This is a genomic window from Vibrio taketomensis, from assembly GCF_009938165.1.
Classification (GTDB): Bacteria; Pseudomonadota; Gammaproteobacteria; order Enterobacterales; family Vibrionaceae; genus Vibrio; species Vibrio taketomensis.
On record NZ_AP019649.1, the window covers coordinates 2,150,985 to 2,164,247 of the forward strand.

Annotated in this window: 13 protein-coding genes and 1 tRNA gene; 12 read left to right on the top strand and 2 right to left on the bottom strand. The window is 45.1% G+C overall.

All coding sequences use genetic code 11. From position 1 onward, the window contains the following. Window positions 1-316 precede the first annotated feature (316 nt). A tRNA-Asn gene (locus Vt282_RS09755) sits at window positions 317-392 on the top strand. Between the two features lie 176 nt (window positions 393-568). Here Vt282_RS09755 and Vt282_RS09760 read toward each other — a convergent pair. Then, entirely contained in the window at window positions 569-1,882 is a 1,314-nt protein-coding gene (locus Vt282_RS09760; protein ID WP_162063271.1) for an anaerobic C4-dicarboxylate transporter family protein, read from the bottom strand. Between the two features lie 359 nt (window positions 1,883-2,241). Here Vt282_RS09760 and rsxA point away from each other — a divergent pair, with 359 nt between their 5' ends. The 9 genes from rsxA to Vt282_RS09805 all read left to right on the top strand — a co-directional run bounded on the left by rsxA (window position 2,242) and on the right by Vt282_RS09805 (window position 9,944). Then, window positions 2,242-2,823: an electron transport complex subunit RsxA gene (rsxA, locus tag Vt282_RS09765; RefSeq protein ID WP_162045872.1), complete on the top strand. Its 582-nt coding sequence runs from the start codon at window positions 2,242-2,244 to the stop codon at window positions 2,821-2,823. Next, window positions 2,823-3,407, top strand: a complete 585-nt coding sequence (gene rsxB, locus Vt282_RS09770) for an electron transport complex subunit RsxB (protein WP_162045871.1) — start codon at window positions 2,823-2,825, stop codon at window positions 3,405-3,407. The genes rsxA and rsxB overlap by 1 nt, the downstream gene beginning before the upstream one ends. A gap of 8 nt (window positions 3,408-3,415) precedes the next feature. Next, window positions 3,416-5,830, top strand: a complete 2,415-nt coding sequence (gene rsxC / locus Vt282_RS09775) for an electron transport complex subunit RsxC (protein WP_162063272.1) — start codon at window positions 3,416-3,418, stop codon at window positions 5,828-5,830. Next, entirely contained in the window at window positions 5,830-6,876 is a 1,047-nt protein-coding gene (gene rsxD / locus Vt282_RS09780) for an electron transport complex subunit RsxD (RefSeq protein WP_162063273.1), read from the top strand. Before rsxC ends, rsxD begins: the two co-directional genes overlap by 1 nt. A 7-nt stretch (window positions 6,877-6,883) precedes the next feature. Continuing rightward, the gene (gene rsxG / locus Vt282_RS09785) at window positions 6,884-7,513 is read left to right on the top strand and encodes an electron transport complex subunit RsxG (RefSeq protein ID WP_162063274.1); all 630 of its coding nucleotides are present in this window, start codon (window positions 6,884-6,886) and stop codon (window positions 7,511-7,513) included. Next, window positions 7,513-8,241 (top strand): electron transport complex subunit E, encoded by a 729-nt coding sequence (locus tag Vt282_RS09790; protein WP_162063275.1) that lies wholly within the window; start codon window positions 7,513-7,515, stop codon window positions 8,239-8,241. The genes rsxG and Vt282_RS09790 overlap by 1 nt, the downstream gene beginning before the upstream one ends. 44 nt (window positions 8,242-8,285) lie before the next feature. Continuing rightward, complete coding sequence (gene nth, locus Vt282_RS09795; RefSeq protein WP_162045866.1) at window positions 8,286-8,921, top strand: endonuclease III; 636 nt, start codon at window positions 8,286-8,288, stop codon at window positions 8,919-8,921. A 67-nt stretch (window positions 8,922-8,988) separates the two neighbouring features. After that, the gene (gloA, locus tag Vt282_RS09800; protein ID WP_162063276.1) at window positions 8,989-9,405 is read left to right on the top strand and encodes a lactoylglutathione lyase; all 417 of its coding nucleotides are present in this window, start codon (window positions 8,989-8,991) and stop codon (window positions 9,403-9,405) included. Window positions 9,406-9,506: 101 nt separating this feature from the next. Then, complete coding sequence (locus Vt282_RS09805) at window positions 9,507-9,944, top strand: DUF2753 family protein (RefSeq protein WP_162063726.1); 438 nt, start codon at window positions 9,507-9,509, stop codon at window positions 9,942-9,944. A gap of 71 nt (window positions 9,945-10,015) precedes the next feature. Here the strand turns inward: Vt282_RS09805 and motY are convergent, their stop codons facing one another. Beyond that, on the bottom strand, window positions 10,016-10,867 hold the full coding sequence (gene motY, locus Vt282_RS09810) for a flagellar protein MotY (protein ID WP_415663421.1): 852 nt from the start codon (window positions 10,865-10,867) through the stop codon (window positions 10,016-10,018). A gap of 351 nt (window positions 10,868-11,218) precedes the next feature. On the opposite strand from motY, the gene rnt reads away from it, so the two are divergent. Continuing rightward, the gene (gene rnt, locus Vt282_RS09815) at window positions 11,219-11,881 is read left to right on the top strand and encodes a ribonuclease T (RefSeq protein WP_162045863.1); all 663 of its coding nucleotides are present in this window, start codon (window positions 11,219-11,221) and stop codon (window positions 11,879-11,881) included. Between the two features lie 26 nt (window positions 11,882-11,907). Next, a complete protein-coding gene (locus Vt282_RS09820; RefSeq protein ID WP_162045862.1) occupies window positions 11,908-13,230 on the top strand; it encodes a Na+/H+ antiporter family protein in 1,323 nt (440 codons plus the stop codon). The last annotated feature ends 33 nt before the right edge of the window (window positions 13,231-13,263 follow it).

Below are 13,263 nucleotides of genomic sequence, written 5' to 3' on the forward strand. Positions count from 1 at the left end.
ACTTGCTATCACAAGCTTTATCTAAAGATCTTTTTCACGATAAGTTTAAGCGTATTGCACAGTGATTAATCCATTTTTTGGGTTATCAAAGCACAATTAACATACTTATCCACAATTTTAGTGGATAACTAAATTAAGCCCTGTCGTGATAAGGGTTTAGCATCTAACAAACGCTGATTAAAATCCAATATGGTAAAAAGCACATAGACTCATCTAAAGACTGGATACGCTATCTCACTAAATTTAATGAATTTATCGAATTTTACTATTGACACACAAATCGTGGATGGATAATATTCGCAGCGCTTAATGCAATTCCTCCTTAGCTCAGTTGGTAGAGCGACGGACTGTTAATCCGCAGGTCGCTGGTTCGAGCCCAGCAGGAGGAGCCAAATTCCAAGAAAAAGCCGTGTCATTTGACGCGGCTTTTTCTTTTTCTAAGCACTGAGATTCAACTTGCGTGCACAATAAGCTTTCACTTTCTATCGTCAAAGCTATATACCGACAAATAAATAGAGGCGCTCAATGAGCGCCTCTATTGCTTTAAACCATTTCAACCCAGCTGTGATTAAATCACAAAGCCTGCGAAAATGAAGCCAAAGATAATACTGAACACTAGGCTCAGTAGACCTGGAATCATAAAGCTGTGGTTGAAGATGTACTTACCAATCTTAGTTGTACCTGTGCGGTCAAAGTCAATTGACGCAATGATTGGACCGTAGTTTGGAATAAAGAAGTAACCATTCACCGCTACGAACGTTGCAATAATCACTTCTGGTGGCAAACCAAGCATAATACCTACCGGAACTAGTACAGCTGTCGTTGCACCTTGGCTGTTTACCATCACAGATAGACCGAATAGCGCGAAAGCAAATGTCCATGGCGCAACTTCCACCATACCAGACACGGCTTCTTTAACCATCGCGTCGTGACCTGCAATAAATGTGTCACCTAGCCATGCAATACCGAAAATCGCCACGATTGCACGCATACCTGCGTGGAATACTGAACCTTGAGTAATTGCATTGCCATCTGGTTTACAGATAAGAATGATCAGCGCACCAATTGCCAACATGATGATTTCAATAGTATGTGCCATACCCATTGGTGAACCATCGAAGTTAGGGCGTAGGAATGGGAAAGCACCCATGATTACAACCGCTAACGCGCCGAACAGGAATAGACCAACCGCGGTTTTTGCTTCTGGACGAATTTCAATTTCTTCAACTTGAACTTCTTGTTCCATCTCAGCACGGAATACTGGATCTTGCATGCGGCGTTGGTATTCTGGATCGTCTTTTAGCTCTTTACCTAGCTTGTTCACAATCACACAAGCAGCCGCAAGACCTAGGAACGTACCAGGAATTGTCACCATTAGTACGTCAGCTAGCGTAATACCTTGAGGCTCAAGGAATGCAACCAAAGCAACCACTGCAGCTGCAATTGGGCTTGCTACGATAGCAAACTGAGACGCGATAACCGCCATACCTAGTGGACGCTCAGGACGAATACCGCTACGACGGCTTACTTCAGCAATTACAGGTAGAACAGAGTAAGCAACGTGACCAGTACCCGCTAGGAAAGTAAATGACCAAGTCACTAGAGGTGCGATAAAAGTAATGTGGCGAGGATTCTTACGTAAAATGTTTGAAGCCACTTTGATTAGATAATCTAGACCACCAGCAGCCTGCATTGCTGCAGCGGCAGCAACTACTGCCATGATCATTAGCATTACGTCGATTGGCGGGCTAGTTGGCTTTAGACCGAAGACAAAGCTAAGAATCGCAAGACCGACACCACCTAGAACACCCAGACCGATACCGCCAATACGAGCACCGACTAGGATACAGGCTAGAACAATTAAAAATTCTACAAAAAACACATCAAACTCCTTGATGACAACGTTAATTAAAATTACCTAGCAGAATGATAATCTGTTTACTAGCACGTTTATCAACACAAGGTCACATAAGAATCACCCAAGCTCAAAGCATCGAAAAAAGTGCTTACTAACTCGCGCAATTTCAGCTGATTGTTAAAAATGCATTTAAATCTGGTAAAAACAAAGCGCATAAATTTTGTGTCGAATTTTTACCCATCAAATACGCAAACGTTTTTCATCCCTTTATTACGCATTTTGCGTATAATTTTTAATCAATGACCTAAAACCTTATCTTCCTTATTGTTATTGACTAAGCAAAGCAGGATAATGTCGGGATCGAATTTCTTAACTAAATAACTATGACCGAATATCTGTTGTTGTTGGTCGGCACTGTGCTGGTTAACAACTTTGTACTGGTGAAGTTCTTGGGCTTATGTCCATTTATGGGCGTTTCTAAAAAATTAGAAACGGCGATTGGTATGGGGTTAGCAACCACCTTTGTGCTGACTCTCGCCTCAGTGTGTGCGTACCTTGTTGAAAGCTACGTGTTAGAGCCTTTAGGGTTGCAGTACTTGCGCACTATGAGTTTTATTTTGGTGATTGCTGTCGTGGTTCAGTTCACCGAGATGGTGGTTCATAAAACCAGCCCGACTCTCTATCGTCTTCTGGGAATCTTCTTACCCCTCATCACCACTAACTGTGCTGTGTTGGGTGTTGCCCTGCTTAACATCAATGAAAACCATAACTTTATCCAATCGATCATTTATGGTTTTGGTGCCGCGGTTGGCTTCTCTTTGGTATTGATACTGTTTGCCGCAATGCGTGAGCGCATCACCGTAGCTGATGTGCCGGCACCGTTTAAAGGCGCTTCAATTGCGATGATTACGGCCGGATTAATGTCTCTTGCCTTTATGGGCTTTACTGGTTTGGTGAAACTATAATGAGTTCTATCGTTATTGCCATTATCGCCATTGCCGCATTAGCTGCCGTGTTTGGCGCCATTCTTGGCTTTGCCTCCATTCGTTTTAAAGTTGAAGGCGATCCTATTGTCGATCAAATCGATAATATTCTGCCACAAACCCAATGTGGTCAATGTGGCTACCCAGGTTGCCGCCCTTACGCTGAAGCCATCGCGAATGGTGACGCTATCAACAAATGCCCTCCTGGTGGTCAAGCGACCATCGAGAAGTTGGCAGATTTAATGGGTGTCGAAGCCACCGCATCAGCGCATAACCTCGATGAAGCCGTCAAAAAAGTCGCCTTTATTCATGAAGATATGTGTATTGGTTGCACCAAATGTATTCAAGCTTGCCCTGTTGATGCGATTGTTGGCGGAACCAAAGCAGTTCACACCGTCATTAAGGATGAATGTACCGGTTGTGATTTATGTGTGGCACCGTGCCCTACAGACTGTATTGAAATGATCCCTGTAGCGACGACTACAGCGAATTGGAAGTGGCAATTGAACGCCATTCCTGTTGTTGATATTACCGATTCTGCCTCCGAGCAGAAAAGCGTGAATTAAGGACTGGTATGTTGTCATTAATCGAACAAATTAAATCTGGCGCACTTTGGGACTTCCCCGGTGGTGTTCATCCGCCAGAGAATAAACTGCAGTCACTCAATACACCAATCGCTCGTGCATCAATTGCGCACGAATTGGTGCTACCGGTAAAACAGCATATCGGCCAACCTGGTAACTTGATTGTTAGTGTCGGTGAACGCGTACTTAAAGGTCAGCCTTTAACTAAGTACGACACCAGCTTTATGCTACCCATCCATGCGCCAACATCCGGCACAATCACGGCGATTGAACCTCGCACTACGGCGCACCCATCTGGTCTTTCTGAGTTATGTATTGTTATTCAACCAGACTCAAAAGAAGAATGGATTGAGCGCAATGTGATTGAGGATTACCAAAGCCTCACTCCAGAAGCTCTGATTGAGATCATTCGCCAAGCTGGTATTTCCGGTATGGGTGGCGCAGGCTTTCCTACCGCAAAAAAAATCCAATCAGGCTTGGGGCGTACCGAGATTTTGATTGTTAACGCAGCAGAATGTGAACCGTACATCACAGCTGATGATGTACTTATGCAGCACTACGCAAATGCCATTGTGCAAGGCATCGAGATTGTTGAACACATTCTCAAACCTAAGCTCACCATCATTGGCATTGAGGACAACAAACCTCAAGCAATTAAAGCACTAGAGCAAGCTGCAGAGCACAAAGATATCGTCATTCGTGTTATCCCGACCAAATACCCTTCTGGCGGCGAAAAGCAATTAATTAAAGTACTGACGAACAAAGAAGTGCCAAACACTGGCATTCCTGCTGACATTGGTTTAATGGTGCAAAACGTCGGCTCTCTGTACGCAATTCAACGAGCGGTACTCCACGGCGAGCCTTTGATTGAACGTATTGTCACTCTGACTGGTAACACCTTCGCCCAACCGCAAAACGTTTGGACGTTGATTGGTACCCCGGTTCAATCATTGCTGGACGAGTTCAACTACAGCGCGGATAAAAAAGCACCGCGTTTGATCATGGGCGGCCCAATGATGGGCTTTACCTTGCCACATACTAATGTGCCAATCACCAAAACTGCGAACTGCATTTTGGCGCCAACCTCTCGTGAAATCTCGGTGGATTCCTACGAAATGGCCTGTATTCGCTGCGGTCAGTGTGCGGAAGCGTGTCCGGCTTCCCTACTTCCACAGCAATTGCAATGGCATGCCAAAGCGCAAGAGTTCGATAAATGCGAACAGCTCAATCTTAAAGACTGTATTGAATGTGGTGCGTGTGCTTTTGTTTGTCCTAGTGAAATTCCACTGGTTAAGTACTACCGCCAAGCCAAAGCCGAGATCCGTATTCGTAAAGAAGAAGCAGAAGCTTCAGATCGCGCTAAGGTTCGCTTTGAAAACAAAAAAGCGCGCCTAGAACGAGATAAAGCCGAACGTGAAAACCGCTTCAAAAAAGCCGCGGATGATCGTCGTAAAGAGATGAAAGATTCGGGTGGCGATGATGCGATTGCCGCTGCCATTGCGCGCGTTAAAGCTCAGCAAGCGGATAAACCGCAAGAGACAGGGGCGAAACCAGCCGTTGCGGCAGCAATTGCTCGTGCTAAAGCCAAACAAGCGGCAGCTATGCAGCAAGGTCAGGCCGAGCCAGATAACAGTGAAATGGCAAAACTGCGCGAAGAACGCAAGCGTCAAGCACGTGAACGCAAAGCAGAAAAGTCTTCTGAGCCTGAGTCAAACGACAAAAAAGACGCCGTTGCAGCGGCAATAGCCCGCGCGAAAGCGAAAAAAGAGCAGCAAGCCAATGCAAGCGATGCACCAGCGGGCGACGACAAAAAAGCTGCAGTAGCAGCAGCCATTGCACGAGCTAAAGCACGCAAAGCTGAGCAAGTAGCTGATGCAGACCAAGCTGAAGCCGTAACAAGCACTACGTCAGCCGATGAAGATCCGAAAAAAGCAGCGGTTGCGGCAGCGATTGCTCGCGCCAAAGCACGCAAGGCTGAGCAAGCAGCAAGCACAGAGCAATCTGAAGCCGTAACAAGCACTACGGCAACCGATGAAGATCCGAAAAAAGCAGCGGTAGCGGCAGCGATTGCGCGCGCTAAAGCACGCAAGGCTGAACAAGCATCTGATGCTGGTCAAGCTGAAGTCGTTGCAAGCTCTACAGCAACTGATGAAGATCCAAAAAAGGCGGCAGTAGCGGCAGCGATTGCTCGTGCCAAAGCACGTAAAGCGGCACAACAAGCTCAAGCGAGTGAGTCAGCAACATCAGATGACAGCAAAGCGAGTCCATCTACAGAAAGCGCATCAATAGAGAGCGCTCAAGTAGAAGAAGATCCGAAAAAAGCAGCGGTTGCAGCAGCGATCGCTCGCGCTAAAGCTCGTAAAGCACAACAAGAACAACAAAAACAATCTGAGGAGAAAGAGTAGTGGCCTTCTTTATTGCCAGCTCACCCCATGCGCATAGCCGCAGAAGCACTCCTGATCTTATGAAATGGGTGGCAATTTGCGCCCTACCAGGTCTGATTGCCCAAACCTACTTTTTTGGTTGGGGGACTTTAATTCAGCTTATTTTGGCCATTATTGTTGCCTTAAGCTTAGAAGCTTTTGTAATGGTATTGCGCAAACGTCCACCGATGTCAGCACTGCGTGACAACAGCGCATTAGTAACGGCATGGTTATTAGCGATTGCGATTCCACCATTATCACCTTGGTGGGTGGTTGTGATTGGCCTAATCTTCGCCATCATTATTGCTAAACATCTGTACGGCGGCATCGGTCAAAATCCGTTTAACCCGGCGATGATTGCTTATGTGGTATTACTGATCTCATTCCCAGTACAAATGACGAGCTGGATCTCTCCTATTGAACTGCAGGCATCACCAGTCGGCTTTGTAGATGCCCTCTCGTTGATCTTCTCCGGCTTTAATGTTGAAGGTCTATCGCTACAGCAAATTCGCTCTGGTATTGATGGTGTCACCATGGCGACCCCACTTGATGGCTTTAAAACCGCATTAATGGCTGGTCATACAGCCCGTGAAGCATTAGCACAACCGCAGTTTGGCGCAATCGCAGGTCTAGGTTGGCAATGGGTAAACCTTGCGTATCTGATTGGCGGTTTACTACTGATTAAATTACGCGTGATTAGCTGGCATATTCCAGTCAGCTTTTTAGCCAGCTTAGTGGTAATAAGTGGTCTGTTTATGCTTTTGACACCCGATCAAACAGCGTCGCCACTGATCCACCTGTTCTCTGGTGCAACTATGTTGGGTGCATTCTTTATCGCGACCGATCCGGTTTCAGCCTCTACTACAGTGAAAGGTCGTCTGATTTTCGGTGCCTTTATTGGTGCAATGGTGTTTATTATTCGTAGTTGGGGCGGCTTCCCTGATGGCGTTGCATTCGCAGTATTGCTCGCCAACATGTGTGTGCCACTTATCGATTACTACACCAAACCACGTACTTACGGACACTGAGGTTGAGATGTTAAACGCTATTAGAAAAAATGGTCTGGTGTTAGCTATCTTCGCCTGTGCTTCAACAGGTCTAGTCGCATTAACGCAGTACTTAACCCAAGATCAGATTACTAAACAAGAGCAAAAGCAGTTGCTTTCAGTTTTGAACCAAGTAATCCCACAAAAGCTGCATGACAATGTTTTGTATGAAGCTTGTACATTGGTGCAAGACCCGGCACTTGGTACAGAGATGCCAATGCCAGCCTACATCGCCACCAAACAAGGTCAACCAACAGCAATGGCCCTAGAAGCGATTGCACCTGATGGCTATAACGGTGCGATCAAGGTGATTGTCGGCATCGATGCCAACGGCACCGTTACCGGTACCCGCGTACTTTCACACCAAGAAACTCCCGGGTTGGGCGACAAAATCGATATTCGTGTTAGCGACTGGATTCTCAGCTTCACTGGTAAAAATCTGACTGATGAGAATGAATCAAGCTGGCATGTACGTAAAGACGGCGGTCAATTTGACCAATTTACGGGTGCAACTATCACGCCTCGCGCTGTGGTTAAATCTGTAAAAAATACCGTGCAATACTTCAACCAAAATCGTGACCATTTGCTCACGCAAGCTTACGATTGTGGAGAAAACTAATGGTCGATAAAAAGAAGCTATTTAAGGATGGTATGTGGGATAACAACCCAGCACTGGTTCAGTTGCTCGGTTTGTGTCCACTGCTTGCCGTTTCTTCAACCGTGACCAACGCACTTGGCCTTGGCGTGGCAACGCTATTGGTACTTGTGGGTTCAAACATTACTGTATCGCTGGTTCGAGACTACGTACCAAAAGACGTCCGTATTCCGGTATTTGTAATGATCATTGCTTCATTAGTAACGTGCGTACAATTACTGATGAATGCCTACGCATACGGTCTTTACCTATCATTGGGTATCTTTATTCCGTTGATCGTAACCAACTGTATCATTATCGGCCGTGCCGAAGCCTTTGCTTCAAAAAATGATCCTCTACCAGCTGCGTTAGATGGTTTTTGGATGGGACTTGGCATGACGAGCGTGCTGGTAGTATTGGGCTCAATGCGCGAAATCATCGGCAATGGCACCTTGTTCGATGGTGCGGACTTACTGCTAGGCGAATGGGCGAAAGTCTTGCGTATCGAAATTTTCCACTTCGACAGCAGCTTCCTGCTCGCTCTACTGCCACCGGGAGCCTTTATTGGTGTCGGCTTTCTGATTGCACTAAAACACGTTATCGACAAAAAACTCGATCAGCGTCAGCCAAAACAAGAAAAGCCAACAATTGAACGCGCCCGCGTGACCATTAATATAAAAGCTCACCCTAGTAGTGAGCTTTTTATTACTTAAAATTGATTCCTAAAACAAAAAATACACTGAAAAGCAGCCAACAAATGAATAATACCAAACGCGTTGAAATCCTCACTCGATTGAGAGATAACAACCCTAATCCACAGACGGAGCTCAACTGGAGCACGCCATTTGAGCTATTAATTGCCGTCCTGCTCTCAGCGCAAGCAACCGATGTTAGCGTCAATAAGGCCACGGACAAACTCTACCCAGTAGCTAACACGCCACAGGCAATACTCGAACTTGGTGTCGAAGGCGTCAAAGAGTACATCAAAACCATTGGCCTATTTAACTCCAAAGCGGAGAACGTGATTAAGACATGTAAAATCTTGATCGAAAAGCATGGTGGTGAAATCCCAGAGGATCGCGAAGCGTTAGAAGCGCTGCCAGGTGTTGGGCGTAAAACTGCCAATGTAGTACTCAATACTGCCTTTGGCTGGCCTACTATTGCCGTTGATACACACATTTTCCGCGTATCGAACCGCACCAAATTTGCTGTGGGTAAAAATGTCGATCAAGTAGAAGAAAAACTGCTAAAAGTCGTACCAAAAGAATTCAAAGTTGATGTTCACCACTGGTTGATTCTGCACGGACGTTACACCTGTGTTGCTCGTAAGCCTCGCTGTGGTAGCTGCATTATTGAAGATTTGTGTGAATATAAAGAAAAAACAGATATTTAGATAAGAATCATGCCTGTAATATCGATTTATGATAGATTCAGCATGGTATAAAACACGGGAGTAAACAATGTCAAACGGACGCATCCTACACACCATGCTACGCGTGGGTGACCTAGATAAATCAATCCAATTTTACACTGACGTAATGGGTATGAACCTGCTGCGCCAAAACGAAAATACCGAATACAAATACACACTCGCTTTCCTAGGCTATGGTGACGAGTCGCAAGGCGCCGTCATCGAACTGACCTATAACTGGGGAACAACCGAATACGACCTAGGCAGTGCATTCGGTCACATCGCAATTGGCGTTGATGATATTTACAGCACTTGTGATGCAATCAAAGCCGCTGGCGGCAACGTAACACGTGAACCAGGTCCGGTTAAAGGCGGTTCTACGCACATCGCTTTTGTCAAAGACCCTGATGGCTACATGATTGAACTGATTCAAAACTCATCAGCATCAGCAGGCCTTGAAGGTTAAGCATCATTTTAGGCAGCAAAGCTGCCCTTTATTTATGTTTTACATGATAATAATTATCATTTAGAATTCATTCATCACAAATTGGATTGAGAATTGAGATGATGGATATTTCTGAGTGGGAAAAACACACCTTACTGGCTGACATTGCTTTGCAAGAGCGCGATCATTTACGCAGTGTTTTGCATTATCAACAAGCGCTCAATGCGAGTGATCACCTCGCTATCTGTGATGATATTGAAGTCGAAGAGCGCCTACTTATCTCTGTCATCTCATGCCATAACCTCGCCTCATTTTGGCGTACGATTGGTGATAACCAATACGAGTTGAAATACTTAAAACTGGCCTCTGAAAAAGTATTAACTCTCGTTCCTCAATGCCCCAATACCCACTGTGATGCCTTTGTGACTTCAATGGGGTGTTGCAAAAAAGCGCTAATTGAATTTATGAAACGCCACCCAGACGCCAAAATTGCTCGTATGGTGCAAGATATTGATACCGCAACAAGCTGCAACTTAATCGCCAAATTCAAGCTCAACTAGCGTCAAAATACAGGTCTATTCAGTCGTTCAAGCGCACAAAAACCAGCCATGTGGCTGGTTTTTTTTTCAATTTAAATCTGTGTTCGTCCAAGTGAAATCACGACTCTTCGGTTTTTATCTTTACCGAGCGGTGACGCATTGTCAGCAATTGGACGACGCTTACCATAACCTTGAACTTGAATACGATCTTCCGGCAAACCTATCGACTTAAAGTAATCGCGCAATACATCCGCTCGCTGTTCAGACAACGCTTGACTCGTACTCTTGCTGTCTTCTGAACCGGAGTAGGTTGACACCAACACAAGGTCAATATCTTGATTGTAACGGATATACTCAGCGATTTGCGCGAGGCGTTTTTGTGATGCTTTATTCAGCTGAACACTTGAACGGTCATAGTGCAATATCGTGAATGATATATCCTCAAAATTGTATGGCAACAAGTTGGCGATACAATCACTGAATACGTTGTATTTAGGTTGAAACAATACCGAAGATAACGCGACTTCAACCCGCTCATCCGAACTCTGCCACTCTTGATAGCTAAACGTCGGATAGCGCCCTTTTTCTAGCTCACTCAAAATACTCCAAGCGGTTTGCCCTCCGATATAACCATCAAACTGCTTAAAAAAGCGAATATTGGTCATTCGATTCGCGCTATCACCAGGACGCCATGCAGGCGGCATTGACACGAGAGAAACGTCGCGAGTTTCCCCCATAGGTCGTTTCATTTTCAGCTCAAAATCTAAATTGATTTTTTTGCTCGCGTTTGAGGTAAAAACAGCTTCACCGAAATTAGGGATAGGATGAACAAGCTGGCATTGTAACGGCGTATTCGACGTCATTTGCCACTGGGATTGTGTGGGCGAGGCACCATAATGCTTGCCCATCGCCCAAGTACTTGAGCTAAATAGAGCAATGGTCATCGCTACACTTTTAACAACCCGATTCTTCATTAAGCATTTTCTCTAGAATTGTTCATCTGCGGCATAATATTGCCGAACGTCATCACTATAATGACTTTGCCTCATTAAACTAGCAAAAATCCAGCCAACTTTATCGTATTTGATTCGATTGATACCAGCGCTTATGCCCTTATTCTGACAAGCATCTTCAGTGACAACTGATTAGTATGAAAAGGAATTAACGAAATACGTGGGTCACATCGCAAGCCTGAGTGGTGAATATTCATACGCTTAAAATGGAAATTAATGTTGATTGGTATTGCATCAATAATCTGCAATAATGCAATCCTTGTCACACTAATTAAAATCAATATGACTTTAGAAAATGAAGCCTTGACGTTAAAAAGTCGCTTTCGCGGGTATTTCCCGGTAGTGATTGATGTCGAAACCGCAGGGTTTAATGCCCAAACAGATGCACTTTTGGAAATTTGTGCTGTTACGCTACAAATGGATGAACATGGCGATCTCCATCCTGCATCAACACTTCATTTTCATATTGAGCCCTTTGAAGGGGCAAATCTAGTTAAAGAAGCTTTAGACTTTATTGGTATTCGTGACCCATTTAGCCCGCTACGTGGTGCAATTCCTGAGTCTGAAGCGTTAAAAGAGATATACAAGCTTGTGCGAAAAGAGCAAAAAGCGGCCGACTGTAGCCGTGCAATTATCGTGGCTCACAACGCAACGTTTGACCATAGCTTTGTTATGGCAGCAAGTGAACGCAGCAAGCTAAAACGAGTCCCTTTTCATCCCTTTGCAACGTTTGATACTGCCACTTTAAGTGGTCTTGCTTACGGCCAAACCGTTCTAGCCAAAGCATGTAAAACAGCAGGAATGGAATTCGACAATAAGGAAGCCCACTCTGCACTATACGATACACAAAAAACCGCAGAGCTATTTTGTGGAATCGTTAATAAATGGAAAGCACTTGGTGGCTGGCCTTTAGTTGACGAAGAAACTGAACAAACACAACAATAAACGCAAACATAACAAACGAGTACACTATGAATCCTGTTGTAATATCTGTATGTATCATGCTGATACTTGCCCTAATGCGGGTCAACGTCGTGGTTGCACTGACGTTAAGTGCCATCATTGGTGGTTTAGTTGCTGGCATGAGCTTAAATGACTCAATTGCCGCTTTTGAAAGTGGTTTAGGTGGCGGTGCAACTATCGCACTGAGCTATGCGATGTTGGGTACCTTTGCGGTAGCCATTTCTCGTTCTGGTATCACGGATCTACTTGCTAATAGCGTGATTAAACGCCTACATGGTAAAGAAAATAGCACTGCAACAACGGGGCTAAAATATGGCTTACTGTTTTCGCTAGTTCTAGTCACGATGTCGTCACAAAACGTTATTCCAGTGCATATCGCCTTTATTCCTATTCTTATTCCGCCTCTATTGGGTGTATTTGCCAAGTTAAAACTCGACCGCCGTATGGTAGCCTGTGTTCTTACTTTTGGCTTGATTACTCCATACATGGTTCTGCCTATTGGTTTTGGTGGCATTTTCCTCAACAACATCCTATTGAAAAACTTGCATGACAACGGTCTGGATGTCACGGCAGCGCAAGTGCCAACCGCAATGTTATTACCTGCTGCCGGCATGATCTTTGGTTTGTTAGTAGCGGTATTCTTTAGCTACCGTAAACCGCGTGAATATGCAGTAACTAGCCACACTGAAGAACCTCAACCAATTAAAAACATTGATAAAAAAAATGTCATTGTTGCCGCGTTGGGTATCTGTGCCGCACTAGGTGTGCAGTTAACGACGGGTTCTATGATTGTCGGTGCATTAGCTGGCTTTATGGTATTCACCTTCGGTGGCGTTATTGCGTGGAAAGAAACGCATGATGTGTTCACGAAAGGTGTACACATGATGGCAATGATCGGCTTTATCATGATCTCAGCGGCAGGCTTTGCAGCCGTAATGAAGCAAACTGGTGGTGTTGAAACCCTAGTAAGTGCGCTTTCAACTAGCATCGGTGATAATAAGCCGCTAGCCGCGTTGCTAATGCTTGTTGTCGGTCTATTGGTCACTATGGGTATCGGTTCTTCGTTCTCAACTATTCCAATTATTGCCACCATCTACGTACCGCTATCACTGGCGTTTGGTTTCTCTCCAATGGCAACGATCGCACTTGTTGGTACAGCAGCAGCGCTGGGTGATGCAGGCTCTCCGGCCTCAGACTCCACTTTAGGTCCAACATCGGGTCTGAATGCTGATGGACAACACGAACATATTTGGGAAACGGTTGTTCCTACCTTTATTCACTACAACCTGCCGCTGATTGCGTTTGGCTGGATTGCAGCGATGGTGCTTTAATAGCAATACCCCGATTTGAACCAATAAAAAAAG

Excerpts from the sequence above, each read along its gene's own strand:
- rsxA (WP_162045872.1), top strand. The coding sequence starts at position 2,242 with ATGACCGAATATCTGTTGTTGTTGGTCGGCACTGTGCTGGTTAACAAC.
- rsxB (WP_162045871.1), top strand. The coding sequence starts at position 2,823 with ATGAGTTCTATCGTTATTGCCATTATCGCCATTGCCGCATTAGCTGCC.
- rsxC (WP_162063272.1), top strand. The coding sequence starts at position 3,416 with ATGTTGTCATTAATCGAACAAATTAAATCTGGCGCACTTTGGGACTTC.
- rsxG (WP_162063274.1), top strand. The coding sequence starts at position 6,884 with ATGTTAAACGCTATTAGAAAAAATGGTCTGGTGTTAGCTATCTTCGCC.
- Vt282_RS09790 (WP_162063275.1), top strand. The coding sequence starts at position 7,513 with ATGGTCGATAAAAAGAAGCTATTTAAGGATGGTATGTGGGATAACAAC.
- nth (WP_162045866.1), top strand. The coding sequence starts at position 8,286 with ATGAATAATACCAAACGCGTTGAAATCCTCACTCGATTGAGAGATAAC.
- gloA (WP_162063276.1), top strand. The coding sequence starts at position 8,989 with ATGTCAAACGGACGCATCCTACACACCATGCTACGCGTGGGTGACCTA.
- Vt282_RS09805 (WP_162063726.1), top strand. The coding sequence starts at position 9,507 with ATGGATATTTCTGAGTGGGAAAAACACACCTTACTGGCTGACATTGCT.
- motY (WP_415663421.1), bottom strand. The coding sequence starts at position 10,867 with ATGACCATTGCTCTATTTAGCTCAAGTACTTGGGCGATGGGCAAGCAT.
- rnt (WP_162045863.1), top strand. The coding sequence starts at position 11,219 with ATGACTTTAGAAAATGAAGCCTTGACGTTAAAAAGTCGCTTTCGCGGG.
- Vt282_RS09820 (WP_162045862.1), top strand. The coding sequence starts at position 11,908 with ATGAATCCTGTTGTAATATCTGTATGTATCATGCTGATACTTGCCCTA.